Source organism: Streptomyces sp. NPDC050743 (genome assembly GCF_044456925.1).
Classification (GTDB): Bacteria; Actinomycetota; Actinomycetes; order Streptomycetales; family Streptomycetaceae; genus Streptomyces.
Map to the genome: position 1 here is coordinate 1 of NZ_JBITGJ010000041.1, position 24,134 is coordinate 24,134.

Sequence of the window (24,134 nt, forward strand, 5' to 3'; positions counted from 1 at the left end):
TCCTGAAGAGGGACACGCCGTTTTCCTGCTTGATCCAACTTGAGCCTCGAGACCTCAAGCCTGGCAGGAGACGGCGTGTTTCCCGTATCAGGGCAAGTCAGGGCACCCACACATGCGGCAGGAGAGCCACAAAGAGCGCCAGCGTGCCCGCGTCCGCGACGTTCACGCCCGCCCAGGTTGCGGCGCTGCTGGGGTCGGTCTCGGTCAACGGTCAGGTCACCGGGGTCATGAACCCCCTGCCGCGGACCGACCCGATGGTCGCATTCGGTCCCGGCATGCCCCTGGTGCCGGTGCCGATCCCGGGGCCAGCGGGCCCAGTTGGCCCGGCTGGCTCTTCTGGGGCCCCAGGCTCTCCGGGGCCGAGGGGTGCGCCCGGGCAGGCGGGGGCGTCCGGCGCTCCGGGCGCGCCTGGGGCGTCGGGGCCTGCGGGCTCGCCCGGCCCGGCGGGACCGCAGGGCCCTGCGGGATCAGCTGGTCCGCAGGGTCCGCGGACGTCGTGTCGTTCTCCTCGGCCCGCGTGTACTGGGGCGACGCGCCGGGCGCGAAGACGAAGGAGTTCCCGCTGCAGCGCGGCGAGTCCCTGCTGCGTGCGGTAGGCCGGTGGAAGGACGGCGGCTGGTTCCTCGGCGGCGGCACGGATACCGCACTCGCGCTTCGCCAGGAGTTCCGGGGCCACGACCGGGTCGTCATCGTCACCGACGAGCAGGCCGGTCACGACCAGCACGAGGTGACCCGGTCCATCCCGCAGACGGTACCGATGTACACCTGGAACCTGGCCGGGTATCAGGCCGGGCACGCGCCGTCCGGCGGTCAGAACCGGCACACCTTCGGTGGCCTCACCGACCACGCGTTCCGGATGATCCCGCTCCTCGAGCGGGGACGTGACGCCGACTGGAATCACATCTTCGGCAAGTAGAATCATTTGTATGGGTAGACCGCGTGCGCCGTGGAAGATCAGCCTCGATGAAGTGCAGGCCCGGTACGAGTCGGGGGAATCGGCGCAGAGCCTCGCCGACGCGTGCGGGGTGAAGTCGTACAACGTCATCATCCGAGCGCTCCGGGAAGTTGGCGTTGAGATCCGGAGGACGGGCGGCCCCTCGGGGCCTCGCAAGGGGCACGTGTCCGTGCGTGAGACCAGGACATGCAGAGGGGTCCGCTGCTCTACGACCTTTGAGGCCTATCCTTCATCGAACAAGCGCTTTTGCTCCCCGGCATGCCGGTACTCATCGCCTGAGATGGCCACGCTGATGGCCGCGAACTTCGCCAACCGTCATCGGCTCAGCGAGATCGATCCAGCGGCCCGCACTGCGGTCTGCTCCGTCTGTGGGCCAATCGACGTCCGACGGCGCACAGACAAGAAGCAGAAGTACGCCACCGAAAGCGTGCTTTGGCGTTGTCGCGGCGCTGAACGTGCGCGGGTATGGGCGCGGCAATACGGCGCGGATGCGGACACGATCCGGGCTATGTGGGAGTCTCAGGGGCGGCGCTGCGCGATCTGCCGGGCAGCCATCGCCGAGCGGTTCAACGTGGACCACTGCCACGCTTCGTCGAAGATCCGAGGGCTCCTGTGCCTGCAATGCAACACCGGGCTAGGCCTGTTCGCTGATACGCCTGAGCGCCTGCGGGCTGCTGCGGACTACCTCGATCGATCTCGGGAGACGGCCGACTGACTGCACGACACCGCTCTGCCCCGCCGCCTTCTGGCGGCGGGGCCTTTCGTCATGCTGCTGCGACGACGTCTTTGAGGACGCGCTCTCGTGTGGTCGCGATGTTCCATTCGTCGACGAGCCGCTGATAGGTCGGCCGGTCTTCTGCCCGTAGCCGACCGCCGGCGCGCAGCATCAACGAGCGAATGTCCTCGTTCACGACCGCAGCAGGCCGTACGGAACCAGGGCCCAAGGGCTCGGGAGACATGAGGCAAGCGTACGGCGCGGCACTGACATCAGGGCACCGAGCATGTTGGCCGGCGCGCTCACGACGCGTGGCGCCGCACCCATCAGGCGGGCAGTCGCTGATGCGCCCCGGCTGGCGGGTCAGTCGGCGCGCTTCCTCCACGGCCGCTCTTCGGCTTCCGACGCCCGGCCGTCGGTCCGTCCACGAGCAACCGTCGTCACCAGAACACCGACCAGCACCGCCCCGGAGATCCAAGGCAGCACCGGCCACTCCTTCAGGATGCTGACCACCAGCAGCACCAACGCAGTGACGAAGACGCCGGAGTCGACGGCTCCCCTGTTGTCCTTGCTCATCGAGCCCCCCAGAGTTGAGTGCGCACACCGTACTGCCGACTTGTGAAGCGCGCCTGGCGTACAGGTCAGTTGCCGACCCACCAACCGTCCTGCGCAGAGGGAAGCGCACCGTGGCCCCCGACGCTGTCGTCCGGTTCCTCGCTTTCATGCGTATGGCGTGTGACTCGCGGTAATAGAATTTCACGGTTTGCCAGATTGCATCTGACCTGCCGGAATGCCTGATCAGCCCAGGGCGTCGATGGCCTTCACGATCAGGGCGCGCGCGTCGGCGCCGTACACGGCCATGGCGCGCAGCTGCTCGAACGCCTTCACGTACAGGGCGATCTCCGACGCCTGGGTCACCTGCACTCGAGCCGCTAGCAGTTCGACCGACACGAGGGTTTCGTCGTACACGTGGAACAGCTCCTGGGGCCACATGGGGCGCTCGGTGGTCGCGCTGGGGATGATGCCCAGCGACACCTGGGGCAGCGCGCCGGCGGTCAGCAGGTAGCCGAGCTGGGCGGCCATCGCGTCCGGGTCCCCGAGTTGGTAGTGGAGGACGGGCTCTTCGATGACCATGGCGAAGCGGTGCCCGGGCTCGTGGATGATCCGGGAGCGTTCCAGCCGTGCAGCGACCGCGTCGGCGACGTCGTCGGGAATCTCACGGAAGCGGGTGATCGACGCCATCAGGCCGCGTGCGTATCCCTCGGTCTGCAGCAGGCCGGGCACCATCGTCGGCGAGTAGATCCGGAACAGCTTGGTCGCCTTGAACAGCGGCACGTAGCTGTTCTGCAGCTGCTTCAGGCCGGTACGGACCTTGCGCCGCCATTCCACGTACATCGACTCTGCGGTCCGGGACTGGGCGATGATGTCGTCCGCCTGGTCGCCGACGCCGCATGCTTCGCACCAGCGGCGGATATCGTCGGCCGAAGGCGGAGTGCGGGCGCCCTCAATCCGGTAGGTCTTCGGGTGGCTCCAGTCGCAGCGTTTGGCCAGCTCTGCCCCCGTGATCCCGGCGTCGGCACGGAGTTCTTTCAGGCGCTGCGCGACGGCTTCGCGGGCGGCCTGGGCCGAGGAGGACGGGGAGAGAGGCATGAGCTGGCCTGGTCACTTTCGCGTTAGCTGATCTTGTAGTTCTCGTGCGGGACGGCGCGCGCCCACACGGCCTCGAAGGCCTCGGCGCACAGCTTGGCTGCAGTCGGGTCCTCGCTGATCTCCCCGCCCGCCGAGGCGCCGTCGCCGGTGAAGTGGTTCCACCGGATCAGGCGGCCGTCGATGAGCCAGAAGTCGTTGCCGGGCAGCGCGATGTCCGAGGCCTGCCGACGGGGCAGCCAGCACACCTGCTCGCCAGCCTCCAGGTTGACGATGGTGCCCGCGTGCTCGTACCGGATGTAGTCACTCACGGGCTCGGAGACGATCCGGGCCCGGCGCACGGTCACGCCGCGGGCGACGGTCCGCCGGATCAGCCGGGTCCACGGCCCCCAGTAAGGGGAGTCCGGGTCGGTGTCCCGTTCGCCTGTGGCCTTCCAGCGGGCGAAGTCGTCAGCCTCGCTGGCCACTCCGTAGGCGTCTCGCATCTCCAGGTGGACGGCAGTGTGCTCGGCACCGTCCAGGAGGTCATCGAAGCTCGGCACGTTCTGCGACATCGCACGCCTTTCGTAGGGCCGACACCATGCGGGCCGGGATGCGGACAACTGCCTCGTGTGCGGGGATGCCTGCCGCGTGCCCTGGTACCTGGAACGCGGCGCATTCTGCTTCCAGTTCAGGTCCCGGCTTCCATCCCTGGATGACCAGTTCGTTCGTGCTGTCGTCGACCCACACCGTCGGGCTTTCGCCTGTGCCGGTGTTCGGGTCGATTCCGATGAACTGTAGGGGCATGACCGCCTCCTGCACGGTTCGTGTTCAGAGATGTACACCACCGTCGTGGGGAGGGCTTGGCAGGTCAAGGGTGCAATCAAGCCGTGTGTACATCGGTGCACATTGCTGGCTGTCGTCGTGTGCACACGCCTAGCGTCGTGAGGCACGAAGAAAACCCCGGCGACCGTGCGACCGGTCCCGGGTGTGGCCGACTGGTTAGGAGTCGACATGGGGCACCGTACAGCCGCGCCGTCCACCACGGCAGACCATCGCCGCACGGGGCCCGAAGCGCTGGCTGAGGCCATGAAGACCTTCGAGGCGAAACCGTCGTATGCGGCGTACAAGGCGGTCATCCTCCACTACAGCCACCGTCCTGCCTGCGCGGACGGCACGAACCCGTGCGCTGCCGGCGCGCAGCTGACGCGGGCCTGGAAGGCGATGCGCTGGTCATGACGACGAGAGCCCTAGTCGACATCCCGGTCGATCTCCTGCCGCTCATCCTGTTGCCGCCCCTGGAAGTCCTGTCGGACGCCAGGGCGCGCGGCGCCGAGTGCGTGTGGGGCGGCGAACCACTGTCCACCGCGACAGCCATTGACCTCGGCGAGCGCGACACCGACGGCGAGCACTGGTTCCCGCGCGCCTGCCGCCGCTGCACCCTGCACGCCGTACACACCGCGCGCAACGCCCACCCGGGGCGGTGTGAGCAGTGCGTGGACGACGCCAGCCTCTGCGAGACCCGCCGCGCACTGCACGCCCTCGCCCTGGAGCTACGCCGATGATTTGCGCGCGCTGCGACGAGCCGATCCGGCGAGGCGAGGACTATCGGCCGGTGGTCCACGACCGGCCCACCGGGCCGATCACGACCGTGTACGTCCACGAGAAGCGGTGTACACCGGCCCCGCAGCAGACCTATCCCGCGTGGCGCTTCGGCGCGTAGCCGGCCCGACTCCCGCTCTGCCGCGAGGCGTGCGGAGCGGGCGCACGACGGCGCGGAGACCGCATCTCCGTACCCCACAGATCACGGAAGAAAGGACTTCCAGATGACTGTGACCCTTGACCAGCCCACTGCTGTCGCGACCCGACACGGCCGCGACCTGGTCACCGAGCAGGACTTCCGGATGCTCGCCGACTTCTGCGCCGAGGAGTACGGCCTGGAGCAGGGCGTCGCCGACCGGATCATCGACCAGGCCCTCGCCCTCACGTACGTCATGGGCACCACACGGGCGGGCGACGTCATGGCGCCGTCCCAAACGGTCGACCCCGGATGGCACACCCTCATCCTGCACACCCAGTGGTACGAGAAGTGGTGCCAGGAGAAGTTCGGCTTCTTCCTGCACCACGCCCCGAAGTCGAAGTTCCGCACCAACGGGTTGATGGAGGACGTCACGAGCCGCATCGCGGCGGCGGGCTTCGAGGTCGACGAGCGCCTGTGGCTCAAGGCCGCCGAGTGCAACGACCCGACCTGCTGCGGCGACGGCCCCTGCTGCTGACACCCGCCGCTGTCAGCGCCCACCGCTAGAGTCCGGCCCTCACGATCCCGGACTCTAAGCACGAAAAGGGAGATTCCATGGCAACTGCCGAAGCAGCGAAGGGCCAGGGGCGCGTCTGCGTCTTCTCGATGTTCGGGCCCGTCTTCGGCTACGCAAGCGCCTTCGTGGACGGCCGGACAGTCGCCTACGTCGGACCCGTTACACCGGGAGTGCACTGGCGCAAGCTGTGGTCCATGGCGGACCGGTGCTGCCGAGAAAGGGACACCGACGTCGACAAGGCGATGTGGATCGTGTCGCAGGCCAACCGGTCGTTCATCTGCGGCAGCGACGTCGTCGTGAAGCTCCCGAACGAAGACTGGGAGATGGAGGCCGGCGGCTGGCAGGTGGATCTCGGGACCTGGTGCGGCCAGAACACGCTGGTGACCGGCGCGCTCACCGTGCCGGCGCTCACCGTGGAGCAGACGGCTGTGAAGCGGACCTTCTACCCCCAGTACGCAGGCTGACGCACTCCTGACCGGCCTCGCTCGTCTGTCTCCCCCGTGGTGGATGGGCGGGGCCTTCTACTGCCGCGCCGTCGAAAAGTCTGTGTCCGCTGCGACGGACGCCCCGTCGACCCGCGTAGAGCAGGCGTCAGGGCCGAAAGTCCGTCAGTCACCTGACGAGGTCGGAGAGTGGAATGCCGAGGGCGTCGGCGATGAGCAGCAGGTCTGTCAGATCCGGGGCCCGCAGGGCGTTCTCCCAGCGGCTGATGGTCTTGTGGTCTCGGCCGATGCGTTCCCCGAGGGTGACCTGGGAGAGGCCGGCGGCGCGGCGGGCTTCGCGGATGTGTAATCCGATCTCTGCGCGGCGGCGGGGCACCCAGTCGGGGAGGGGGTCGAGCATCCGACCACGCTGGAACGATCTTGATTAGAAGTCTTTACCTGGCTGGGTAAATTTGGCGATCATGGGCACCCGCTGGATACATGCAGGACATCGCCCTTTGTGAGGCTCTCCACAGTCACCCGCCCCGCCTGGAGGACCGGAAACCTCCGGCGGGGCGGGCCCTTTGCCTCAGAGGCATATGCCAGCAGGATCTAGAACATGCGTTCGATCTGCGCTAGCGTCTGAACCCGCGGCTCCGGCCTAGCGGAGGAACCGGAAACCTCTGCCAGCCGGGGCCGTGTTGTGCTGCTGCGGGGCCCGCATAGGCGCCCCGGCGTCTCACGCGCGTCTCACAGACGTCTCGCGACGAGACGGTCAGGGTGCGCCTCACCTGCGTTTCTGGACTATGTGGACGAGACAGGACCCGTTTGGACGCCGGGTAAACTCTGGACACGTGACTTCTGCCGCGCCCGCCAAGCCCCGCATCCCGAACGTCCTCGCCGGACGCTACGCCTCCGCCGAGCTCGCCACGCTCTGGTCCCCCGAGCAGAAGGTGAAGCTGGAGCGGCAGCTCTGGCTCGCCGTGCTGCGCGCCCAGAAGGACCTCGGCATCGAGGTGCCGGACGAGGCGATCGCCGACTACGAGCGTGTCCTGGACACCGTCGACCTGGCCTCGATCGCCGAACGCGAGAAGGTCACCCGCCACGATGTGAAGGCGCGGATCGAGGAGTTCAACGACCTCGCCGGGCACGAGCACGTGCACAAGGGCATGACCTCCCGCGACCTCACCGAGAATGTCGAGCAGCTGCAGATCCGGCTCTCGCTGGAGCTGATGCGCGACCGCACGGTCGCCGTGCTGGCGCGCCTCGGCAAGCTGGCCGGCGAGTACGCCGAGCTGGTCATGGCCGGCCGCTCGCACAACGTGGCCGCGCAGGCCACGACGCTGGGCAAGCGTTTCGCGACGGCGGCCGACGAGCTGCTCGTGGCGTACGGCAGGGTCGAGGAGCTCCTCGGCCGCTACCCGCTGCGCGGCATCAAGGGCCCGGTCGGCACCGCGCAGGACATGCTGGACCTGCTCGGCGGCGACGCGGCGAAGCTCGCCGAGCTGGAGAACCGGATCGCACGGCACCTCGGCTTCTCGCAGGCGTTCACCTCGGTCGGCCAGGTCTACCCGCGCTCGCTGGACTACGAGGTCGTCACCGCCCTGGTGCAGCTGGCGGCGGCCCCGTCGTCGCTGGCCAAGACGATCCGGCTGATGGCCGGGCACGAGCTGGTCACCGAGGGCTTCAAGCCGGGCCAGGTCGGCTCCTCCGCCATGCCGCACAAGATGAACACCCGCTCCTGCGAGCGCGTCAACGGCCTCATGGTCATCCTGCGCGGCTACGCCTCGATGACCGGCGAGCTGGCGGGCGACCAGTGGAACGAGGGCGACGTGTCCTGCTCGGTGGTGCGCCGGGTGGCCCTGCCGGACGCGTTCTTCGCGCTCGACGGCCTGCTGGAGACCTTCCTGACGGTCCTCGACGAGTTCGGCGCCTTCCCGGCCGTCGTCGCCCGCGAGCTGGACCGCTACCTGCCGTTCCTGGCCACCACCAAGGTGCTCATGGGCGCCGTCCGCGCCGGCGTGGGCCGCGAGGTCGCGCACGAGGCGATCAAGGAGAACGCCGTCGCCACCGCGCTCGCGATGCGCGAGCAGGGCGCCGAGCGCAACGACCTGCTGGACAAGCTCTCCGCCGACGACCGCCTGCCCCTCGACCGCGACCAGCTGGCCGCGCTGATGGCCGACAAGCTGTCCTTCACGGGCGCCGCCGCCGATCAGGTCGGCGTGGTCGTCGGCCGGATCGAGGAGATCGTCAAGCAGCACCCGGAGGCCGCCGGGTACACCCCCGGAGCGATCCTCTGACCACTTCTGCCCCTTCTCCCCGTTCGCCCCGCTTCACCCAGGCGGAACTGGAGGCCGCCCGCGACCGTCTCGTACCGGACGTCGTCGCGGCCGGCCTCCGGGTGCTCTTCTGCGGCATCAACCCGGGGCTCATGACGGCGGCGACCGGTCACCACTTCGCCCGTCCCGGCAACCGCTTCTGGCCGGTGCTGCATCTGTCGGGTTTCACCCCGAGGCTGCTGAAGCCGGCCGAACAGCACGAACTGCTGTCGTACGGACTGGGCATCACGAACGTCGTGGCGCGGGCGACCGCGCGGGCCGACGAGCTGACCGCCGAGGAGTACGTCGAGGGCGGGCGGCTGCTGACCGAGAAGGTGACGCGGCTCGCGCCGAGGTGGCTGGCCGTGGTCGGGGTGACCGCGTACCGGGCCGCCTTCGGCGAACGCACCGCGCAGGTCGGACCACAGGAGCGCATGATCGGGGGCAGCCGGGTGTGGGTGCTGCCCAATCCCAGCGGGCTGAACGCGCACTGGACGGCGGCGACCATGGCGGAGGAGTTCGCCCGGCTCCGGGTCGCCGCGCAGGCCTAGCGGTCACGGACCCTGGTCACGGCGGAGGTATCTCCGTGACCACCGCCAGGAGCCGTATCTCGTCCGCGCGGTCCCGGTCGGCGACGCCGAGGGCGACCCAGCGGCCTGCCCCCGCCACCTCCCACACGTCCAGCTCGTCGGTGAGCAGGCTGAGGGTGGCCCAGGGTTCCGGTATCTCCTCTCCCCGGCTCAGGCGCAGGCGTACCGTGAGCTGGCCGCACGGCGGCTGACGGCCCCAGCGGTCGTGCAGCCGCTCCGCTATGGCCTCCCGGTACGCCTGGAAATCCTCGACGGTCCGCTGCCGCATCCAGGCGTGGCCCACTCGCATCCCGTGGCTCGTCTCTAACGGCACGGTGGCGTAACCGGGTCCTGCCGTGCCCGACTCGGACCGGCAGGGCTCCGCCGGGAACTCCTCGGCGCACAGCCGGTCGATCACAGCGAGGTGGGTCGCGATGTCCATGTGATCCAGTAAAGCGGGCGCCACTGACAATTGGCGGACTGTCAGGCGTCCCGGCGGTCGAGGGCCCATGCGCCCGCGAGCAGGGCGGCCGCCGACCACAGCGCGGTCACCGCGAGCCCGCTCCATGGGCCGAGGGGGCCGTCCCAGGCGCTGTGCAGGGCGACTTGGCCGGCCCGGTCGGGCAGGAAGTCGGCGACGCCTGCGGACAGGTCGCCGATGACGAAGGACACGGTCAGCAGCAACGGGATCAGTACGGTCAGGGTCGCGACTCCGCTGCGCAGTACGGCGGCGAGTCCGGCCGCGAACAGGGCCATCAGCGTCAGATCCAGTGCGCAGCCGACGGCGCCGCGCAGGCCTTCGCTCCAGGCCGGGCCGAAGGTGCCGAGGACCGCCTTGCCGACGAGCAGGGTGACCAGCCCGGTGACGAGGCCGACGGCCAGCACGGGCAGGGCGATCGCGGTGGCCTTGGCGGCGAACCAGCGCCGTCGGTCGGGCACCGCCGACAGCGTCAGCCGCAGCGCGCCGCCCCGGAACTCGGCGGAGACGGCCGTCGTACCGAAGGCGATCGCGGCGATCTGGCCGAGGCTCACGCCGAAGAACACCGAGTACAGCGGGTCCGAGCCGTCGGCGTCCGCGGCCGCGAGCGCCGAGAACGCGGTGGTGGTGAGGAGGACGGCGGCCAGGCTGCCGACGAGTGAGCGCAGGGCACGGATCTTGATCCACTCGGCGTGCAGAACGGGTGCGAACGGCATGGTCAGGCCTCCTGGGACAGTGCGGTGAACTCGGCCTCGGCCGCGGTCAGATCGAGGTAGGCCTCCTCCAGGGTGGCCTCGTGCGCGGTGAGTTCCAGGACGGGTACGCCGGCCTCGGCCATGAGCCGGCCGATGTCGTCCACGCGCGCGTGCCGCACGGTGCGGGCCCCGTCCGCAGCCGGTGCGGCGTCGAGGCCGTGGCGGGCGAGCAGGTCGTCCAGCGCCGCGGGCTCGGTGGTGCGGATCCGGACGTGCGGCCGTATGCGCGCGTGGATGAACTCGCGGACCGGGGTGTCGGCCAGCAGGCGCCCCCGGCCGAGGATCACGAGATGGTCGGCGAAGGCGGCGGTCTCGCCCATCAGATGGCTGGAGACCAGCACCGTACGGCCCTCCTCGGCGAGCCGGCGCAGCAGCGTGCGGATCCACACGATGCCCTCGGGGTCGAGGCCGTTGGCGGGTTCGTCGAGCAGGATCACCTCGGGGTCCCCGAGGAGGGCGGCGGCGATGCCGAGACGCTGCCGCATGCCGAGGGAGTACGTCCGTACCCGGCGCCGGGCCACCGGGGCGAGCCCGGTCTCCTCCAGTACGGCGTCGACCCGGCGGTCCGGGATGCGGTTGCTCGCGGCGAGGGCGCGCAGATGGTCGCGGGCGGTGCGGGAGCCGTGCGCGGCGCGGGCGTCGAGCAACGCGCCGACCCGGCGCAGGGGTTCACGCAGCTCCGCATAGGCCTGGCCGCCGATCACGGCCGTGCCGGAGGTGGGCCGGTCGAGGCCGAGGACGAGGCGCATGGTGGTGGACTTGCCGGCGCCGTTGGGGCCGAGGAAGCCGGTGACGCGGCCGGGGCGCACACTGAAGGTGAGCTGGTCCACGGCCCGCCGTCCGCCGTAGTCCTTGCCGAGGTCGCGTACGTCGATGCTGGTCATGGCCACCAGCCTGGCGACGGCTCGAGCCCGGGTCCTCCCCCGCCGGTGGAGAGCCTCTCCCCCGCGCGGGGGAGGTCTGTTGTCGGTGCCGCCTGCGACGATGGCGGCATGGCCCGGATGCTGCGCTTCCTGCGCCCGCTGTCGCGCGGGACGACGTACACACGCCTGTTGCATCTGTGGGTGCCGATGCTGGTGGTCAGCGTCTGGCTCTTCATCGACATGTCGACTCCCTGGGTGCCCGCTCTGGTGCTCGTCCCACTCGGTCTGGTGCCCGCGGTGCGCCGGGGCGAGGGTGTGCAGGCGCGGCTGCTGCTCACGCCCGGCGAGGCGGAGCCGGGCATCTCCGAGTCGCCGTCGGCGACTTGGCGGGACCGGTGGCGCACGGTGCTGTGGCTTCAGCTGCGGATGGCCCTCGGCGCGGCGGCCGTGTTCGCCACGGTGTGGCTGCTCGGCACCGGTTTCGAACTGGCCCGCTGCGCCTGGGGACGGGCGCCGGCCGGGATACCGCTGCTGGACCGGCTGCCGCCGCACCGCGGGTGGGCCCTGCTGACACCGCTCCCGCTGCTCGCCCTGTACGGCGCGGTCGTCGGGCTGGGCGAGCTGGTCACGGTCTGCGCGCGCCGGCTGCTCGGCCCGTCGGCCGCCGAGCGGCTGGCCGCCTTGGAGGAGCGCACCGAGCAACTGCTGGAACGCACCCGCATCGCACGGGAGTTGCACGACTCGATCGGACACGCGCTGACGGTGGCCGTGGTGCAGGCCGGCGCGGCTCGGGCGGCGGGCGACCCGGAGTTCACCGACCGCGCCCTGGACGCCATCGAGGAGACCGGCCGGGCGGCCCTGGAGGACCTGGAGCGGGTGCTGGGCGTGCTGCGGGAGGCCGGTCGTCCGGTGAGCGCCCGGCCCACCCTGGCCGACGCCGGCCGGCTCCTGGAGTCGGCGCGGGCCTCCGGCGCGAAGGTCGACGCCGAGGTGACGGGCCCGGTCGCGGACGTCCCCGGGCCGGTGTCCCGCGAGGGCTACCGGATCCTGCAGGAGGCGCTGACCAATGTGCTGCGGCACGCCGGAGCCGTGCCGGTGCGGGTCCGGGTCGCGGTCACCGGCGACGCGCTCGCCCTGGAGGTCCGCAATCCGCTGCCCGGGCCGATACCGGGCGCGGGCCGGGGCAGCGGCCTGCGGGGCATACGGGAGCGCGCCGCACTGCTCGGGGGCAGTGCCCGCACCGGTCCGGACGAGGGCGACTGGCAGGTGCGGGCGGAGCTGCCGATGAGTTGATCTAGTCTGGCCGGATGCCGGTCACCGTACTCCTCGTCGACGACGAACCCCTGGTCCGCGCTGGTCTGCGGGCCGTGCTGGAGGCGCAGCCGGACATCGAGGTGGTGGGCGAGGCCGCCGACGGGGCCGCGGTCGTCCCGCTGGTGCGGCAACTGCGGCCGGACGTCGTCGCCATGGACGTCCGCATGCCGCTGCTGGACGGCATCGTGGCCACGCGCGTGGTGCTGCGCTCGGTGGCCGAGCCGCCGAAGATCCTCGTGGTGACGACCTTCGAGGACGACGAGTACGTGTACGAGGCGCTGCGCGCGGGCGCCGACGGCTCCCTGCTGAAGCGGGCCCGTCCGGCCGAGATCGTGCACGCGGTCCGGCTGGTCGCGGAGGGCGAGTCGCTGCTGTTCCCGGCTTCCGTACGACGCCTCGCCGCCCGGTACGGGGACGGCGACCGGCCGGCGCGTGCCGCACTGGAGCGGGCCCGGCTGACGGAGCGGGAGGCAGAGGTGCTGCGGCTCATGGCGCGCGGGCTGTCGAACGCGGAGATCGCCGCTCGGCTGATCGTGGGCACGGAGACGGTCAAGTCGCATGTGAGCGCCGTGCTGGCCAAGCTCGGCGCGCGCGACCGCACCCAGGCGGTGATCGTGGCGTACGAGTCGGGGTTCGTCGAGCCGGGGTGAGCCGGAGCGAACCTGGCCGGCCGCGTGGAAGCCGGCACTCGCCGGGGCGCGCCGGGCCGAGTACGATCCGCCCAACACGCCCGCGAGCTGGAAGGACGGACGGTGGGGCAGCTGACCGGCGGCGATCCCTCGCTGCTGCGAAGGATCAATTCCGCGGTGGTGCTGCACGCGCTGCGTACCACGGACTGCGCGACGCTCACCGAGATCACCCGGGTCACCGGACTGTCCCGGCCGACCGTCGAGGGTGTGGTCGAAGGGCTCATCGAGGGCGGGCTCGTCGTGGAGACCGCGGCCGACGAGGGCACCGCGCGCCGTCAGGGACGGCCCGCGCGCCGGTTCCGGTTCCGGGCCGAGGCGGGACATCTGCTGGGCCTGGAGATCGGCCCGCACCGGGTCGCCGCGCTGCTGTCCGACCTGGACGGGCGGGTGCTGGGCGCGCAGGCCAAGGAGGTCGACGAGACGGCACCGGCGGACGAGCGGCTGGAGCGGCTGCGCGGCGCGGTCGCCGAACTGCTGCGCCGGGCCGGGGTCGCGCGCGGCTCGCTGCGGGCCGTGGGCGTGGGCACGCCGGGGATCGTGGAGGCCGACGGCACGGTACGGCTGAGCACGGCTCTGCCGCAGTGGACCGGCCTGAAGCTGGGTGAGCGGCTCAGCCGCTCCTTCAAGTGCCCGGTGCTGGTGGAGAACGACGCCAACGCGGCGGCCGTCGCCGAGCACTGGAAGGGCACGGCCACCGAGTCGGACGACGTGGTGTTCGTGCTGGCCGGGCTGAGCCCGGGCGCGGGTTCGCTGATCGGGGGGCGGCTGCACCGCGGGTACGGCGGGGCGGCCGGGGAGATCGGCGCGCTGCATCTGCTGGGCCGGGAGGCCACCCCGGAGACGCTGCTGTCCACCACCGACCAGCCGCTGCATCCACTGGACGAGCAGGCGGTCGCGGAGGTGTTCGCGCTGGCCCGGGAGGGTGACCAGCGGGCGATGGCGGCCGTGGAGCGGTTCATCCAGCGGCTGGTGCACGACGTGGCCGCGCTGGTGCTGGCGCTGGATCCCGAGTTGGTGGTGATCGGCGGGTGGGCGGCGGGCCTGGACGGCGTCCTGGAACCGCTGCGGCGCGAACTGGCCCGCTACTGCCTGCGTCCGCCCGAGGTGGCGCTGTCTCTGCTGGGCGAGGCGGCGGTGGCCACGGGGGCGCTGCGCCTGGCTCTGGACCATGTCGAGGAGCAGTTGTTCACGGTGGACGGGTCGGCGACGGGGCGGCGCTGAGCGGTGCGCCTTGGGGAGCGGCGGGGGCCGCTCGCCTTGCCGCTGTGGCACCGTCGTGTCCGGTCGCGCGGTTCCCCGCGCCCCGCAGGGGGTTCGCCCCGGCCGGCGCCGTGGGGTTACCGGAGACGCGGGAAACCGCCCACGTGGTGCCGGGTGCGGTCGGTTCGCACCTGCGGCACCGCCGTGGCTGGTCGCGCCGTTCCCCGCGCCCCTTGGGGCCCGGAGGTCAGGAGGCCCGGCGTTCCGGGTCGTGGTGTATTTCCACGTCCGGGGAGTCGCCGAAGGTCAGCCGGCAGGTGTCTGCGCGGTAGGTGGCGACGGACAGGGCGGCGGTGCGGCCCTCGGCGAAGAAGCGGGTGGTGACGACGAGGACCGGGGAGCCGGGGAGCCGGTCGAGGTCCTTGGCGTCGTCGGCGCGGGCGGAGCCCAGTTCGACGGCGCGGTCCTGCCCCTCGAGCGTCAGGTGCTGGAGCTCGCGCAGCACCGCACGCGCGCGTGCCGGGCCGGACGGGGCGTCGATCGCGGTGAGGTCGGGGACCGAGGCCGCCGGGATGTAGAGGAGCTCGGTGGCGACCCGCTGGCCGTGGGACATCCGGGAGCGGCGCACGGTGTGCACGGGCTCGTCCGCGCCGGTCTCCAGCGCTGTGGCGACGGCGGCGGGCGGCACCGCCTGCTCGCAGTCGACGGGCTGCCAGGCGTCCGCGGCGGCGCCCGGCCAGACGTGCCGCTCGGTGCCGACGGCCACGCCGACACGCGGGGGCGCGACGGTCGTACCCACACCGCGGCGGCGCTGCAGCCGGCCTTCCAGCTCGAGCTGTTCGAGGGCCTGCCGGAGCGTGGCGCGGGCCACGCCGAAGCGGGCGGCGAGGTCGCGTTCGTTGGGCAGGATCTCGCCGACCGAGAACTCGGAGTCCAGTGCCTCGCTGAGCACGGTCTTGAGATGCCAGTACTTCGGTTCCGGCACCGATTCCAGCTGCGTGGTCCCCACCCTGTCCTCCGCAAGAGCCGTGGTCCGGCGGTTTTTAGCGCCCTTGTTTATTAAAGGTTGTTGCACTTCTCTGCGACCATAGGGCGGCCTTCACCCTTGGTCAAGACCAATCCTCGATCCCCTGGGCAACGCACGGCCCACCCGCCGCGGAGCGTTCATGAGGCGTTCGTACGCGCCGGTGTCTGTGACATCGCAGCAAAGCCCCCGTCACAGGACGGGGGCTCGCGACGCGAGTGCGGTGGCGGGGTGAGGGTTCAGCGGTCGGTGAGATGCCCCAACTTGTCCGGGTTGCGGACGATGTACACGGTCGCGACGCGGCCGTCGGCGACGTCCACCTGGACCAGGCTGTCGGGCTTGCCGTCGAGCAGGACCAGCAACGCCGGACCGCCGTTGGCCTCCAGGAAGCGGTAGGACAGGGCCGGCGCGGACTGCTGAGCGACGGCGACGAGGAACCGGCCGACCTTGTCGGCGGTGTGCAGGATCCGCAGGGGCGCCTTGGCCTTGCCGCCGCTGTCGCCGACCAGGCGGACGTGCGGGGCCAGCAGGGACATGAGCCCGTCCAGGTCACCGTCGGCCGCGGCGGCGAGGAATCGTTCGGTCAGCTCGCGTCGCTGGGCGGGGTCGACCTCGTAGCGCGACCGCCGCTCGTCGACGTGCCGGCGCGCCCGCCCGGCCAGCTGCCGTACCGCCGCCTCGCCTCGGTCGAGCAGGCCGGCGATCTCGGCGTACGGGTAGCCGAACGCCTCCCGGAGCACGAAGATGGCCCGCTCCAGCGGCGACAGCGACTCCAGGACGACCAGCAGGGCGAGGGAAACGCTGTCGGCGAGCACGGCGCGCTCCGCCGCGTCCGGGGCGGCGTCGCCGAACTCGGTGAGGTACGGCTCCGGCAGCCATGGCCCGACGTAGGCCTCGCCGCGCGTCTGCACCTGGCGCAGCCGGTCGATGGCCAGTCGGGTGGTGATGCGCACCAGGTAGGCGCGCGGTGCTCGGACCTCCGCCCGGTCGGCATGGGACCAGCGCAGCCAGGCGTCCTGGACGACGTCCTCGGCGTCGGCCACGCGGCCGAGCATGCGATAGGCGACGCCCATGAGGAGGGGGCGGTGCTCTTCGAAGACGTCGATCGCGGTCTCGGTGGTCACCGCTCCATCCCATCCGACACGCGCCGCGGCTGTCCACCCGGAATGGGCCCGTCCGACGCCGGTCCGGCTCACAATGACCGCGGACCGCCGGAAGCCGGCGGCCGGCAACGGGAGGTGGCCGATGCGATACGCGGTGCTGGGCACGGGCGAGGTGGGCCGCACGCTGGGCGGCAGACTGCTCGAGCTGGGGCACGAGGTGACCCTGGGATCGCGCGTCAAGGACAACCCGGTGGCGCTGGAGTGGGCCACGGCCTCGGCGGAGCGGGCCCGCGCGAGCACGTTCGCGGAGGCGGCCGCCTCGGCCGAGGTGGTCATCAACGCGGTGGGCGGCCGGGTGGCTCTCGACGCCCTGCGGGCGGCCGGCGCGGAGCACCTCGACGGCAAGGTCGTGGTGGACGTCTGCAATCCGCTGGCCTTCAAGGACGGCCAACCGCGGCTGGACCCGGTGGAGTCGGACAGCGTGGGCGAACAGATCCAGCGGGCCTTTCCGAACGCGCGCGTGGTGAAGACACTGAACACGGTCAACTGTCAGGTGATGGTGGATCCGGGCCGGGTGCCGGGTGCGCACCACCTGTTCGTCTGCGGTGAGGACGCGGGGGCCAAGGAGCAGGTGACGGCGCTGCTCGGGGAGTTCGGATGGCCGGCCGAGCGGGTGCTGGACCTGGGCGGGATCCAGGCGGCGCGGGCGACGGAGATGTACCTGCCGCTGTGGCTCGCGATGATGCGGCAGTTGGGGACGGCGGACTTCAACATCGAGGTGCGCCGGGCGGACTGACCACCGCGGGGGCGGGCACGTACGGCCACCGGGGGCTACCGGCCGGTAGTAATTGCTGACAAACTGTCTACGGCGTCGTCAGCATCCAGCCGAGGAGCACCCCCATGTCCGCCACCGTCTCCTTCAAGGTCCCCACCCCGCACGGCCCGAAGGACGTGACCGTGTCCTACGCGCGCGTGGGACGCGGCGAACCGCTGGTCCTGCTGCACGGCATCGGCCATCACCGGCAGGCCTGGGACCCGGTCGTGGACATCCTCGCCACCGAGCGCGACGTGATCACCGTCGACCTGCCGGGCTTCGGCGCGTCGCCCGGCCTGCCGGACGGCCTCGCCTACGACCTGCCCACCACCAACTCCGTGCTCGGCGCCCTGTTCGAGGCGCTGGAGCTGGACCGGCCGCACATCGCGGGCAACTCGCTCGGCGGCCTGCTCGCCTTGGAGCTCGGCCGGGAGAAGCTCGTACGGTCCGTCACGGCCCTCTCCCCGGCCGGTTTCTGGACGGAGGCAGAGCGCCGGTACGCCTTCACGGTGCTGCTCGCCATGCGGGGCATAGCCCAGCGGCTTCCGCTGCCGCTGGTGGAGCGGCTGTCGCGCAGCGCGGCCGGCCGTACCGCGCTGACGAGCACCATCTACGCGCGACCCGCGCGCCGCGCACCGGAGGCCGTGGTCGCCGAGACGCTCGCCCTGGTGGGGGCCACCGGGTTCGAGGCGACGCTGCGGGCGGGCACCACCGTCCGGTTCACCGACGCCCTGCCGGGTCTGCCGGTCACGGTGGCCTGGGGCAGCAGGGACCGGCTCCTCGTCCGCCGCCAGGGCGTGCGCGCCAAGCAACTGATCCCGCACGCCCGCCTGGTACGGCTGCCCGGCTGCGGCCACTGCCCGATGAACGACGATCCGGCGCTGGTCGCGCGGGTCATCCTGGACGGCAGCCACTGAACGGGCCGGCGTCGGCGGCACGGGCGGCGGGCCGGCCAGGCCGAGCTCGCTGCGACGGACGGGCCGACCGCCGATGTCGCCCTCGCGCGTAGAGCAGAGCCGGCCCTCGGTATCGGCTCGCTGAAGGGACCGCGCCCGACCACCGGCGCGCCCCGGTGACGGCGCCGGGCCGGTTGCCGGGCGTGCCGCTTCGCTGCAAGCGCCGGGCCCGAAGCCGTTCGCGCCCCGCCGAAGGACCCGGGCCGGCCGCCGGGTGCGGGCCCTTACCGAAGCGAGCTGCCCCGGCCGTGGGTACCGCGCCGCACGCGCGCGCGTGGGCGAGAAACCACCGCCCGGCCGGTCAGGCGGGCCGCCAGGAACCGGTCCGCGCCTGCCTCGGCACGCCGGTACGCGCGAGTACGTGCGCGTAGGTGCGGTTTCGGGTGGCGGCGCTCGGGACCGCACTGCCGCACGACAAACCATGTGCGACCGCGACGGCTTCAGTCGGTGGCGCCTTCCCAAGGCCCGTTGTTCACTTCGGGTTTCCGCTCGCGCCGCAGCGTCCCAGTAGGTGTGGCTCTGCACACTGGCCGGATCCCGCTCCTGGAGGCACAGCCATGTCAGACCGTCCGTCCCCCGGCCGCCGCAGTGTTCTGCGCGGCTCCCTGGTCGCGTCGGCGGCCCTCACCCTGCCCGTCGGTCTCGGCGCGGCCCCGGCGTTCGCCCGCTCCGGGCGCCCCCAGGCGAGCTGGGGCGTGCAGGCGGGCGATGTGACCACCGACTCCGGCCTGGTGTGGGTGCGTTCGGACCGGCCGGCCCGGATGATCGTGGAGACCTCGGCCACCGAGTCGTTCCGCAACCCGCGCAGCTGGCAGGGTCCGCTGCTGGGCTCCGGCACGGACTTCACCGGCACCACCCGGCTGCACGGCCTGCCGTCGGGCGAGCAGATCCACTACCGCGTGCTGCTCGCCGACCCGGACGACCCGCGCCGCACGAGCGAGCCGGTGACCGGCACCTTCCGCACCGCGCCCGCCCGGCGCCGCCAGGGCGTGCGGTTCGTGTGGTCCGGCGACCTGGCAGGACAGGGCTGGGGCATCAACGAGTCCATCGGCGGCTACCGCATCTTCGACGCGATGGCGAAGGTCGACCCCGACTTCTTCCTGTGCAGCGGCGACAACATCTACGCCGACGGTCCGATCGCGGCGACCGCCACCCTGCCCGACGGCAGCGTCTACCGGAACGTCACCACCGAGGAGAAGTCGCACGTCGCGACCACCCTGGACGACTACCGGGGCAACTTCCGCTACAACCTCCTGGACTCGGCGCTGCGCCGGTTCAACGCCCAGGTGCCGAACATCATCCAGTGGGACGACCACGAGGTCCGCAACAACTGGTACCCGGGCGAGGTCATCGGCACCGGCACCCCCTACCCGGCCGGCACCCGGCTCGACGACCTGGCGCTGCGCTCCCGGCAGGCGTTCTCCGAGTACTTCCCGATCTCGACCGTCAGCGAGCGCCCGGACGGCCGGATCTACCGGGTCGTCCACCACGGTCCGCTGCTCGACGTGTTCGTGCTCGACATGCGCACCTACCGCAACGCGAACTCGCCCGACAACCAGACCACGGACCCGGTGGGCATCCTCGGCCGCGAGCAGCTGGAGTGGCTCAAGCGGGAGCTCGCCAAGTCGCGTGCGGTGTGGAAGGTGATCGCCAACGACATGCCGCTCGGGCTGGTCGTACCCGACCCGGTCGAGGGCAAGCAGAACTTCGAGGCCGTCGCACAGGGCGACCCGGGCGCTCCGCTCGGCCGCGAGCTGCAGATCGCCGAGCTGCTGCGCTTCATCAAGCACCGGCGGATCACCGGCACGGTGTGGCTGACGGCAGATGTGCACCACACCTCCGCCCAGCACTACGACCCCTCACGGGCCGCGTTCAAGGACTTCGAGCCGTTCTGGGAGTTCGTCTCCGGCCCGCTCAACGCGGGCGCCTTCCCGGCCAGCGCGCTGGACGGCACGTTCGGCCCCGACCGGGTGTTCGTCAAGGCGCCCACCGCGTCCAATGTGTCGCCGGCCCAGGGATACCAGTTCTTCGGCGAGGTCGACATCGACGGCGACAGCGGCGAGCTGACGGTGCGGCTGCGCGAGTACGACGGCACCGTGCTGTTCACGCAGACGCTCCAGCCGGGCCGCGTCGGCCAGTAGGCGCGGGCGGGCCGGCCGCTCCCGTACCCTTCATCCGTGCCGCGCACCGGCGTCATCCCACGGCGCGCGGCACGGTCAACTCCTCTGTTCCACGGCCCTTCTCGCTGGTCGGGCCGATTGTCAGTGGCCGCCTCTACGGTTTTCGTATGACGCGAGCACTCGATGACGGCAACGCCACGATCTGGGGTCGGGCGGTATGGGGCCAGGCAGCCCTAGAAAATGCAACAAAACGGACGGAGCATGCTTTACCCATCGGTCACAATCAGTTCGTGATCACGCAACACCCTTCCTTCACAGTGGGTGCATGACTGCAGAAATGTCTGATGTGACCCGAGCGAGGCACGGACGCCCCGTGCACCACTGGCGACGGGACGTCGTCGAACTCGCCGCGCTGTTCACCGCCGTCGCCGTGGCCGACGGAGTGGCGAACCTGATCGGGCACCGCCCCGACGGTCCCGCCCTGCTGGTGATCTCGGCCCTCGTGCTGGCCGCGACGGCCGGTTTCCACACCTGGTGGGCACGGCGCCACGGACATGCACCGCCGGCCGGTGATACCGGCGCCCGGCCGACCGCCGAGAGGCGGTCGGCCGGGCTTTGCGGGCAGCCGGGCGACGACACGGACGACGTGACCGACACCGGTGCGCTGTGGCGGATGCGGACCACCGTGAAGGACGAGCCGGGCTCACTGGCGGCGCTGTGCACGGCACTGGCCGAGCGGCGCGTCGACATCCTGAGCCTCCAGGCGCACCCGCTCGCCGACGGCACGGTGGACGAGTTCCTGCTGCGGGCGCCGGGCGCGCTGCAGGCGGCCGAGATCACCCGGGCGGTCTCGCAGGCCGGCGGGGCCTCCACCTGGATCGAGCGGGCCGACGCGCACGACCTGGTCGACGCCCCCACCCGCGTGCTCGGGCTGGCCGCGCGCACCGCGCTGGACGCCGCCGAACTGCCCCTGGCACTACGCCAGTTGCTGGGCCGGTGCACGATCCGCTCGCTGCCCGGGACACCGGCCGGCGGCGGCCGCGGACCCGAGCCGGTGCCGGTCGAGGGCGTGCTGGAGGACACCGTGATGCGACTGCCGGCGCCGGAGGGCGGGGTGCTCACCGTGGAGCGGCCGTACCTGCCGTTCACCCCCACCGAGTTCGCCCGGGCCCGGGCGCTGGTGGACCTCGACAACAGGCTCGGTCCGCGGATCCCGCGCGGCAAGGACGTGCTGACCCTGCCCGAGGGAAACGACATCACCGTCCGCCGGGCGGACACCGGAGACCTGGCCGCGGCGAAGGCGATGCACGAGCGGTGCTCGCCGCGCACCCTCGGCATGCGCTACCACGGCCCGGTCGGCGACGCGGACCGCTATCTGAACCATCTGCTCAGCCCCCGTTTCGGCCGGACGCTTGCCGCGCAGACCACCTCCGGCCGCATCGTCGGACTCGGCCACCTGCTGTGGGACGGCGACGAGACCGAGGTCGCCCTGCTGATCGAGGACGAATGGCAGCAGCGCGGCATCGGCGGTGAACTGCTCGGCCGGCTCGTGGCGATGGCCGTGGAGGCCGGCTGCGAGAGCGTGTACGCCGTGACCCAGGCGTCCAACACCGGCATGGTCGCCGCGATGCGCCGCCTCGGTCTGCCGCTGGACTACCAGATCGAGGAGGGCACGCTCGTCATCACCGCCCGCCTGGACACCGCACCGACCCCCACCCCGCGCCCGTACGACACCGCCCTGCGCCACCTCGGCGCTCCGGTCCACCGCGACTGACCCGCGACCACGCTGCCACGCGCCCGGCCCGGGCCCGGAGGAGTCCGCTGGGCCGGGGGCGAGGGCAGGGCGGCGGGTCCGCGACCGGTACCCGGGCCGGAGTGGGCGGGCCTGGCAAGGGTCGGCCGCCGGGGCCGACGGTCGGGGCCGGGCTCAGGCCCGAGGCCGACGTCTGGATTGGGGCTGGCGGACAGGCCCGGGACCTACGGCCGGGGCCGGAGCCGGCGTCTGCGGTTGGTCCCCCGGCGCCTAGGAAGACGGCCGCGCCATCGACCCGCCGTAAAGGCGCCCAGCCACCACGGCGGTGTCGGGCGGTGCCCCACTCACCGGCACCCACCACGGGCCGCCACCACTCAGCGCACCGCTTCCCGCAGCGGCACCGGCGTCCGGGTGACGGGCTCGCCCAGCGCCTGGTCGAGGTCCGCCCACAGGTCGTCGACGTCCTCCAGCCCCACCGACAACCGCAGCAGCCGGTCGCTCACCCCCGCGCCGCGCCGGTCGTCGGCGTCGACGATACGGTGGCTGATGGAGGCCGGGTGCTGGATGAGCGTGTCGACGCTGCCGAGGCTCACCGCCGGGGTGACGAGCCGGACCCGGGAGATGACCTCGTGCGGATCACCGTGCACCTCGAAGGCGATCATGGCGCCGCCGATGCGCGGATAGTGGACGCGGGCCACGCGCGGGTCGGCGGCGAGCCGGCCGGCCAGTTCGGCGGCGTTCGCGGAGGCGGCCCGCACCCGCACGGGAAGCGTGGACAGTCCCCTCAGCAGCAGATAGCCCGCCAGCGGATGCAGCACCCCACCGGTGGCGAACCGTATCTGCCGCAGCCGGCCCGCGAACTCCTCGTCGCAGGCGACCACACCGGCGAGCACATCGCCGTGGCCGCCGAGGTACTTGGTGGCGCTGTGCAGCACCAGACGGGCGCCGTGCTCGGCCGGGCGCTGCAGCACGGGCGTCGCGAAAGTGTTGTCGGCGAGCAGCGGGACCGAACCGCATGCGTGTGCGACCGCCCGCAGGTCGAGCTCGGCAAGGGTCGGGTTGGCCGGCGACTCCACCATGACCAGGCCGGTGTCCGCGCGCAGCGCGTCGGCGATGCCGGCCGGGTCGGTCCAGGTGACCTCGGTGCCGAGCAGCCCGGCGGTCAGCAGATGGTCGCTGCAGCCGTACAGGGGCCGCACCGCGACGACATGCCGCAGGCCCATGGCGGAGCGGGCGAGGAGGACCGCGCTGAGCGCCGCCATCCCGCTGGCGAAGGCGACCGCGGACTCGGTGCCCTCCAGGCGCGCCAGGGCGGTCTCGAAGCGGGCGACGGTCGGGTTGCCGAGCCGGCCGTAGACGGGCGGCCCGACCGGGTCGGCGCCGTCGGTGGCGAAGGCGTCGATGCGGGCGGCCTCACCGCGGCTGTCGTACGAGGGGTAGGTGGTCGACAGATCGATCGGCGGGGCGTGCAGGCCCTGGCGGGCGAGATCGTCGCGGCCGGCGTGCACGGCTTCCGTGGCCAGGGCTCTCGATGCGGTGCGTACGCCGTCGTAGGCACCGGTGCTCGTTGCGTCCATGCGCGGAAGGGTGAACAGCGAGCGGTTCTCGGGATGCGAACACCGTGCTACGTTCGGCCCATGGCCGAATCTGTCGTACTGGATCCGGTGGACCTCCATCTGCTGCGACTGCTGCAGAACGACGCCCGGACCACCTATCGCGATCTGGCCGCGCAGGTGGGCGTGGCGCCGTCGACCTGTCTGGACCGGGTGACCCGGCTGCGCCGCTCCGGCGTGATCCTCGGCCACCAGCTGCGGCTGGATCCGGCCAAGCTGGGGCGCGGGCTCCAGGCGCTGCTGTCGGTGCAGGTGCGGCCCCACCGGCGGGAGCTCGTCGGGCCGTTCGTGGAACGGATCCGGGCACTGCCGGAGACCCTGACCGTGTTCCACCTGACCGGACCGGACGACTATCTGGTGCATGTGGCCGTCGCGGACATGGCCGATCTGCAGCGGCTGGTGCTCGACGAGTTCACCGCGCGGCGCGAGGTGGCCCGCGTGGAGACCCGGTTGATCTTCCAGCAGTGGGACTGCGGGCCGCTGCTGCCGCCCGGCCACGCCCAGAGCTGAATCCCCCCATACGTGGGTGACG

Annotated in this window: 28 protein-coding genes and 1 pseudogene; 17 read left to right on the forward strand and 12 right to left on the reverse strand. The window is 71.8% G+C overall.

The window, feature by feature from the left end; translation table 11 throughout:
- Positions 1-496 precede the first annotated feature (496 nt).
- The 3 genes and pseudogenes from ACIBJF_RS30940 to ACIBJF_RS30950 all read left to right on the forward strand — a co-directional run bounded on the left by ACIBJF_RS30940 (position 497) and on the right by ACIBJF_RS30950 (position 1,670).
- Positions 497-916, forward strand: coding sequence for a hypothetical protein (locus tag ACIBJF_RS30940; RefSeq protein ID WP_399178617.1), 420 nt, complete (start codon positions 497-499; stop codon positions 914-916).
- Positions 917-926: 10 nt separating this feature from the next.
- Positions 927-1,085 (forward strand): annotated as a pseudogene (locus tag ACIBJF_RS30945) (helix-turn-helix domain-containing protein); the annotation flags it as partial.
- 150 nt (positions 1,086-1,235) lie between these two features.
- On the forward strand, positions 1,236-1,670 hold the full coding sequence (locus ACIBJF_RS30950) for an endonuclease VII domain-containing protein (protein WP_399178730.1): 435 nt from the start codon (positions 1,236-1,238) through the stop codon (positions 1,668-1,670).
- A 49-nt stretch (positions 1,671-1,719) separates the two neighbouring features.
- On the opposite strand, the gene ACIBJF_RS30955 is transcribed toward ACIBJF_RS30950, so the two are convergent.
- The 5 genes from ACIBJF_RS30955 to ACIBJF_RS30975 all read right to left on the reverse strand — a co-directional run bounded on the left by ACIBJF_RS30955 (position 1,720) and on the right by ACIBJF_RS30975 (position 4,103).
- Positions 1,720-1,866 carry a hypothetical protein gene (locus ACIBJF_RS30955; RefSeq protein WP_399178619.1) on the reverse strand — a complete coding sequence of 49 codons (147 nt, stop codon included), beginning with the start codon at positions 1,864-1,866 and terminating at the stop codon, positions 1,720-1,722.
- 167 nt (positions 1,867-2,033) lie between these two features.
- Positions 2,034-2,246 (reverse strand): hypothetical protein, encoded by a 213-nt coding sequence (locus ACIBJF_RS30960; protein WP_399178620.1) that lies wholly within the window; start codon positions 2,244-2,246, stop codon positions 2,034-2,036.
- A gap of 222 nt (positions 2,247-2,468) precedes the next feature.
- Positions 2,469-3,320: a helix-turn-helix domain-containing protein gene (locus tag ACIBJF_RS30965; RefSeq protein WP_399178622.1), complete on the reverse strand. Its 852-nt coding sequence runs from the start codon at positions 3,318-3,320 to the stop codon at positions 2,469-2,471.
- A gap of 23 nt (positions 3,321-3,343) precedes the next feature.
- The gene (locus ACIBJF_RS30970) at positions 3,344-3,871 is read right to left on the reverse strand and encodes a DUF6879 family protein (protein ID WP_399178623.1); all 528 of its coding nucleotides are present in this window, start codon (positions 3,869-3,871) and stop codon (positions 3,344-3,346) included.
- Entirely contained in the window at positions 3,843-4,103 is a 261-nt protein-coding gene (locus ACIBJF_RS30975; protein ID WP_399178625.1) for a hypothetical protein, read from the reverse strand. The genes ACIBJF_RS30970 and ACIBJF_RS30975 overlap by 29 nt, the downstream gene beginning before the upstream one ends.
- A gap of 207 nt (positions 4,104-4,310) precedes the next feature.
- Between ACIBJF_RS30975 and ACIBJF_RS30980 the strand changes: the two genes are divergently transcribed.
- The 4 genes from ACIBJF_RS30980 (at position 4,311) to ACIBJF_RS30995 (ending at position 6,075) form a co-directional block, all read left to right on the forward strand.
- Positions 4,311-4,535: a hypothetical protein gene (locus tag ACIBJF_RS30980; RefSeq protein ID WP_399178627.1), complete on the forward strand. Its 225-nt coding sequence runs from the start codon at positions 4,311-4,313 to the stop codon at positions 4,533-4,535.
- Positions 4,532-4,861, forward strand: a complete 330-nt coding sequence (locus ACIBJF_RS30985; protein WP_399178629.1) for a hypothetical protein — start codon at positions 4,532-4,534, stop codon at positions 4,859-4,861. The genes ACIBJF_RS30980 and ACIBJF_RS30985 overlap by 4 nt, the downstream gene beginning before the upstream one ends.
- A gap of 261 nt (positions 4,862-5,122) precedes the next feature.
- Positions 5,123-5,572, forward strand: a complete 450-nt coding sequence (locus ACIBJF_RS30990) for a hypothetical protein (RefSeq protein ID WP_399178631.1) — start codon at positions 5,123-5,125, stop codon at positions 5,570-5,572.
- A gap of 77 nt (positions 5,573-5,649) precedes the next feature.
- The gene (locus ACIBJF_RS30995; protein ID WP_399178633.1) at positions 5,650-6,075 is read left to right on the forward strand and encodes a hypothetical protein; all 426 of its coding nucleotides are present in this window, start codon (positions 5,650-5,652) and stop codon (positions 6,073-6,075) included.
- Positions 6,076-6,223: 148 nt separating this feature from the next.
- Here ACIBJF_RS30995 and ACIBJF_RS31000 read toward each other — a convergent pair whose 3' ends face one another.
- Positions 6,224-6,454: a helix-turn-helix domain-containing protein gene (locus ACIBJF_RS31000; protein WP_399178634.1), complete on the reverse strand. Its 231-nt coding sequence runs from the start codon at positions 6,452-6,454 to the stop codon at positions 6,224-6,226.
- Positions 6,455-6,887: 433 nt separating this feature from the next.
- Between ACIBJF_RS31000 and purB the strand changes: the two genes are divergently transcribed.
- Both purB and mug read left to right on the forward strand, forming a co-directional pair.
- Positions 6,888-8,333, forward strand: coding sequence for an adenylosuccinate lyase (gene purB / locus ACIBJF_RS31005; protein ID WP_399178636.1), 1,446 nt, complete (start codon positions 6,888-6,890; stop codon positions 8,331-8,333).
- Between the two features lie 47 nt (positions 8,334-8,380).
- Positions 8,381-8,902, forward strand: a complete 522-nt coding sequence (mug, locus tag ACIBJF_RS31010) for a G/U mismatch-specific DNA glycosylase (protein ID WP_399178732.1) — start codon at positions 8,381-8,383, stop codon at positions 8,900-8,902.
- A 16-nt stretch (positions 8,903-8,918) separates the two neighbouring features.
- Here mug and ACIBJF_RS31015 read toward each other — a convergent pair whose 3' ends face one another.
- Genes ACIBJF_RS31015 through ACIBJF_RS31025 form a run of 3 tightly spaced genes read right to left on the reverse strand, consistent with a single transcriptional unit; the run spans position 8,919 to position 11,037 of the window.
- Positions 8,919-9,362 carry a hypothetical protein gene (locus ACIBJF_RS31015; protein ID WP_399178638.1) on the reverse strand — a complete coding sequence of 148 codons (444 nt, stop codon included), beginning with the start codon at positions 9,360-9,362 and terminating at the stop codon, positions 8,919-8,921.
- Between the two features lie 41 nt (positions 9,363-9,403).
- Entirely contained in the window at positions 9,404-10,114 is a 711-nt protein-coding gene (locus tag ACIBJF_RS31020) for an ABC transporter permease (protein ID WP_399178640.1), read from the reverse strand.
- Positions 10,115-10,116: 2 nt separating this feature from the next.
- Positions 10,117-11,037 carry an ABC transporter ATP-binding protein gene (locus ACIBJF_RS31025; protein ID WP_399178642.1) on the reverse strand — a complete coding sequence of 307 codons (921 nt, stop codon included), beginning with the start codon at positions 11,035-11,037 and terminating at the stop codon, positions 10,117-10,119.
- Between the two features lie 117 nt (positions 11,038-11,154).
- On the opposite strand from ACIBJF_RS31025, the gene ACIBJF_RS31030 reads away from it, so the two are divergent.
- The 3 genes from ACIBJF_RS31030 to ACIBJF_RS31040 all read left to right on the forward strand — a co-directional run bounded on the left by ACIBJF_RS31030 (position 11,155) and on the right by ACIBJF_RS31040 (position 14,240).
- A complete protein-coding gene (locus ACIBJF_RS31030; RefSeq protein ID WP_399178734.1) occupies positions 11,155-12,309 on the forward strand; it encodes a sensor histidine kinase in 1,155 nt (384 codons plus the stop codon).
- Between the two features lie 14 nt (positions 12,310-12,323).
- Entirely contained in the window at positions 12,324-12,980 is a 657-nt protein-coding gene (locus tag ACIBJF_RS31035; RefSeq protein ID WP_399178644.1) for a response regulator, read from the forward strand.
- 102 nt (positions 12,981-13,082) lie between these two features.
- Positions 13,083-14,240 (forward strand): ROK family transcriptional regulator, encoded by a 1,158-nt coding sequence (locus ACIBJF_RS31040; protein ID WP_399178646.1) that lies wholly within the window; start codon positions 13,083-13,085, stop codon positions 14,238-14,240.
- 226 nt (positions 14,241-14,466) lie between these two features.
- Here ACIBJF_RS31040 and ACIBJF_RS31045 read toward each other — a convergent pair whose 3' ends face one another.
- Complete coding sequence (locus ACIBJF_RS31045) at positions 14,467-15,228, reverse strand: GntR family transcriptional regulator (protein ID WP_399178648.1); 762 nt, start codon at positions 15,226-15,228, stop codon at positions 14,467-14,469.
- Between the two features lie 254 nt (positions 15,229-15,482).
- On the reverse strand, positions 15,483-16,367 hold the full coding sequence (locus ACIBJF_RS31050) for an RNA polymerase sigma-70 factor (protein ID WP_399178649.1): 885 nt from the start codon (positions 16,365-16,367) through the stop codon (positions 15,483-15,485).
- Positions 16,368-16,488: 121 nt separating this feature from the next.
- On the opposite strand from ACIBJF_RS31050, the gene ACIBJF_RS31055 reads away from it, so the two are divergent.
- From ACIBJF_RS31055 to ACIBJF_RS31070, 4 genes are all read left to right on the forward strand, one after another.
- Positions 16,489-17,142, forward strand: coding sequence for an NADPH-dependent F420 reductase (locus tag ACIBJF_RS31055; protein ID WP_399178651.1), 654 nt, complete (start codon positions 16,489-16,491; stop codon positions 17,140-17,142).
- Positions 17,143-17,246: 104 nt separating this feature from the next.
- Entirely contained in the window at positions 17,247-18,077 is an 831-nt protein-coding gene (locus ACIBJF_RS31060; RefSeq protein WP_399178653.1) for an alpha/beta fold hydrolase, read from the forward strand.
- Between the two features lie 596 nt (positions 18,078-18,673).
- On the forward strand, positions 18,674-20,257 hold the full coding sequence (locus ACIBJF_RS31065; RefSeq protein ID WP_399178655.1) for an alkaline phosphatase D family protein: 1,584 nt from the start codon (positions 18,674-18,676) through the stop codon (positions 20,255-20,257).
- Positions 20,258-20,561: 304 nt separating this feature from the next.
- Complete coding sequence (locus tag ACIBJF_RS31070; protein ID WP_399178657.1) at positions 20,562-22,010, forward strand: GNAT family N-acetyltransferase; 1,449 nt, start codon at positions 20,562-20,564, stop codon at positions 22,008-22,010.
- Positions 22,011-22,363: 353 nt separating this feature from the next.
- On the opposite strand, the gene ACIBJF_RS31075 is transcribed toward ACIBJF_RS31070, so the two are convergent.
- On the reverse strand, positions 22,364-23,566 hold the full coding sequence (locus ACIBJF_RS31075) for a trans-sulfuration enzyme family protein (protein ID WP_399178659.1): 1,203 nt from the start codon (positions 23,564-23,566) through the stop codon (positions 22,364-22,366).
- Positions 23,567-23,626: 60 nt separating this feature from the next.
- Here ACIBJF_RS31075 and ACIBJF_RS31080 point away from each other — a divergent pair, with 60 nt between their 5' ends.
- Positions 23,627-24,112, forward strand: coding sequence for an Lrp/AsnC family transcriptional regulator (locus ACIBJF_RS31080; protein ID WP_351807920.1), 486 nt, complete (start codon positions 23,627-23,629; stop codon positions 24,110-24,112).
- Positions 24,113-24,134: the final 22 nt, after the last annotated feature.

Coding starts and splice junctions, on each gene's coding strand:
- ACIBJF_RS31030 (WP_399178734.1), top strand. CDS start 11,155: ATGCTGCGCTTCCTGCGCCCGCTGTCGCGCGGGACGACGTACACACGC.
- ACIBJF_RS30965 (WP_399178622.1), bottom strand. CDS start 3,320: ATGCCTCTCTCCCCGTCCTCCTCGGCCCAGGCCGCCCGCGAAGCCGTC.
- ACIBJF_RS30950 (WP_399178730.1), top strand. CDS start 1,236: ATGGCCACGCTGATGGCCGCGAACTTCGCCAACCGTCATCGGCTCAGC.
- ACIBJF_RS30985 (WP_399178629.1), top strand. CDS start 4,532: ATGACGACGAGAGCCCTAGTCGACATCCCGGTCGATCTCCTGCCGCTC.
- ACIBJF_RS31025 (WP_399178642.1), bottom strand. CDS start 11,037: ATGACCAGCATCGACGTACGCGACCTCGGCAAGGACTACGGCGGACGG.
- ACIBJF_RS31070 (WP_399178657.1), top strand. CDS start 20,562: ATGACTGCAGAAATGTCTGATGTGACCCGAGCGAGGCACGGACGCCCC.
- ACIBJF_RS30980 (WP_399178627.1), top strand. CDS start 4,311: ATGGGGCACCGTACAGCCGCGCCGTCCACCACGGCAGACCATCGCCGC.
- ACIBJF_RS31035 (WP_399178644.1), top strand. CDS start 12,324: ATGCCGGTCACCGTACTCCTCGTCGACGACGAACCCCTGGTCCGCGCT.
- ACIBJF_RS30960 (WP_399178620.1), bottom strand. CDS start 2,246: ATGAGCAAGGACAACAGGGGAGCCGTCGACTCCGGCGTCTTCGTCACT.
- ACIBJF_RS31060 (WP_399178653.1), top strand. CDS start 17,247: ATGTCCGCCACCGTCTCCTTCAAGGTCCCCACCCCGCACGGCCCGAAG.
- ACIBJF_RS31015 (WP_399178638.1), bottom strand. CDS start 9,362: ATGGACATCGCGACCCACCTCGCTGTGATCGACCGGCTGTGCGCCGAG.
- ACIBJF_RS30995 (WP_399178633.1), top strand. CDS start 5,650: ATGGCAACTGCCGAAGCAGCGAAGGGCCAGGGGCGCGTCTGCGTCTTC.
- ACIBJF_RS30975 (WP_399178625.1), bottom strand. CDS start 4,103: ATGCCCCTACAGTTCATCGGAATCGACCCGAACACCGGCACAGGCGAA.
- ACIBJF_RS30970 (WP_399178623.1), bottom strand. CDS start 3,871: ATGTCGCAGAACGTGCCGAGCTTCGATGACCTCCTGGACGGTGCCGAG.
- ACIBJF_RS31075 (WP_399178659.1), bottom strand. CDS start 23,566: ATGGACGCAACGAGCACCGGTGCCTACGACGGCGTACGCACCGCATCG.
- ACIBJF_RS31065 (WP_399178655.1), top strand. CDS start 18,674: ATGTCAGACCGTCCGTCCCCCGGCCGCCGCAGTGTTCTGCGCGGCTCC.
- ACIBJF_RS31055 (WP_399178651.1), top strand. CDS start 16,489: ATGCGATACGCGGTGCTGGGCACGGGCGAGGTGGGCCGCACGCTGGGC.
- ACIBJF_RS31020 (WP_399178640.1), bottom strand. CDS start 10,114: ATGCCGTTCGCACCCGTTCTGCACGCCGAGTGGATCAAGATCCGTGCC.
- ACIBJF_RS31080 (WP_351807920.1), top strand. CDS start 23,627: ATGGCCGAATCTGTCGTACTGGATCCGGTGGACCTCCATCTGCTGCGA.
- ACIBJF_RS30990 (WP_399178631.1), top strand. CDS start 5,123: ATGACTGTGACCCTTGACCAGCCCACTGCTGTCGCGACCCGACACGGC.
- ACIBJF_RS31000 (WP_399178634.1), bottom strand. CDS start 6,454: ATGCTCGACCCCCTCCCCGACTGGGTGCCCCGCCGCCGCGCAGAGATC.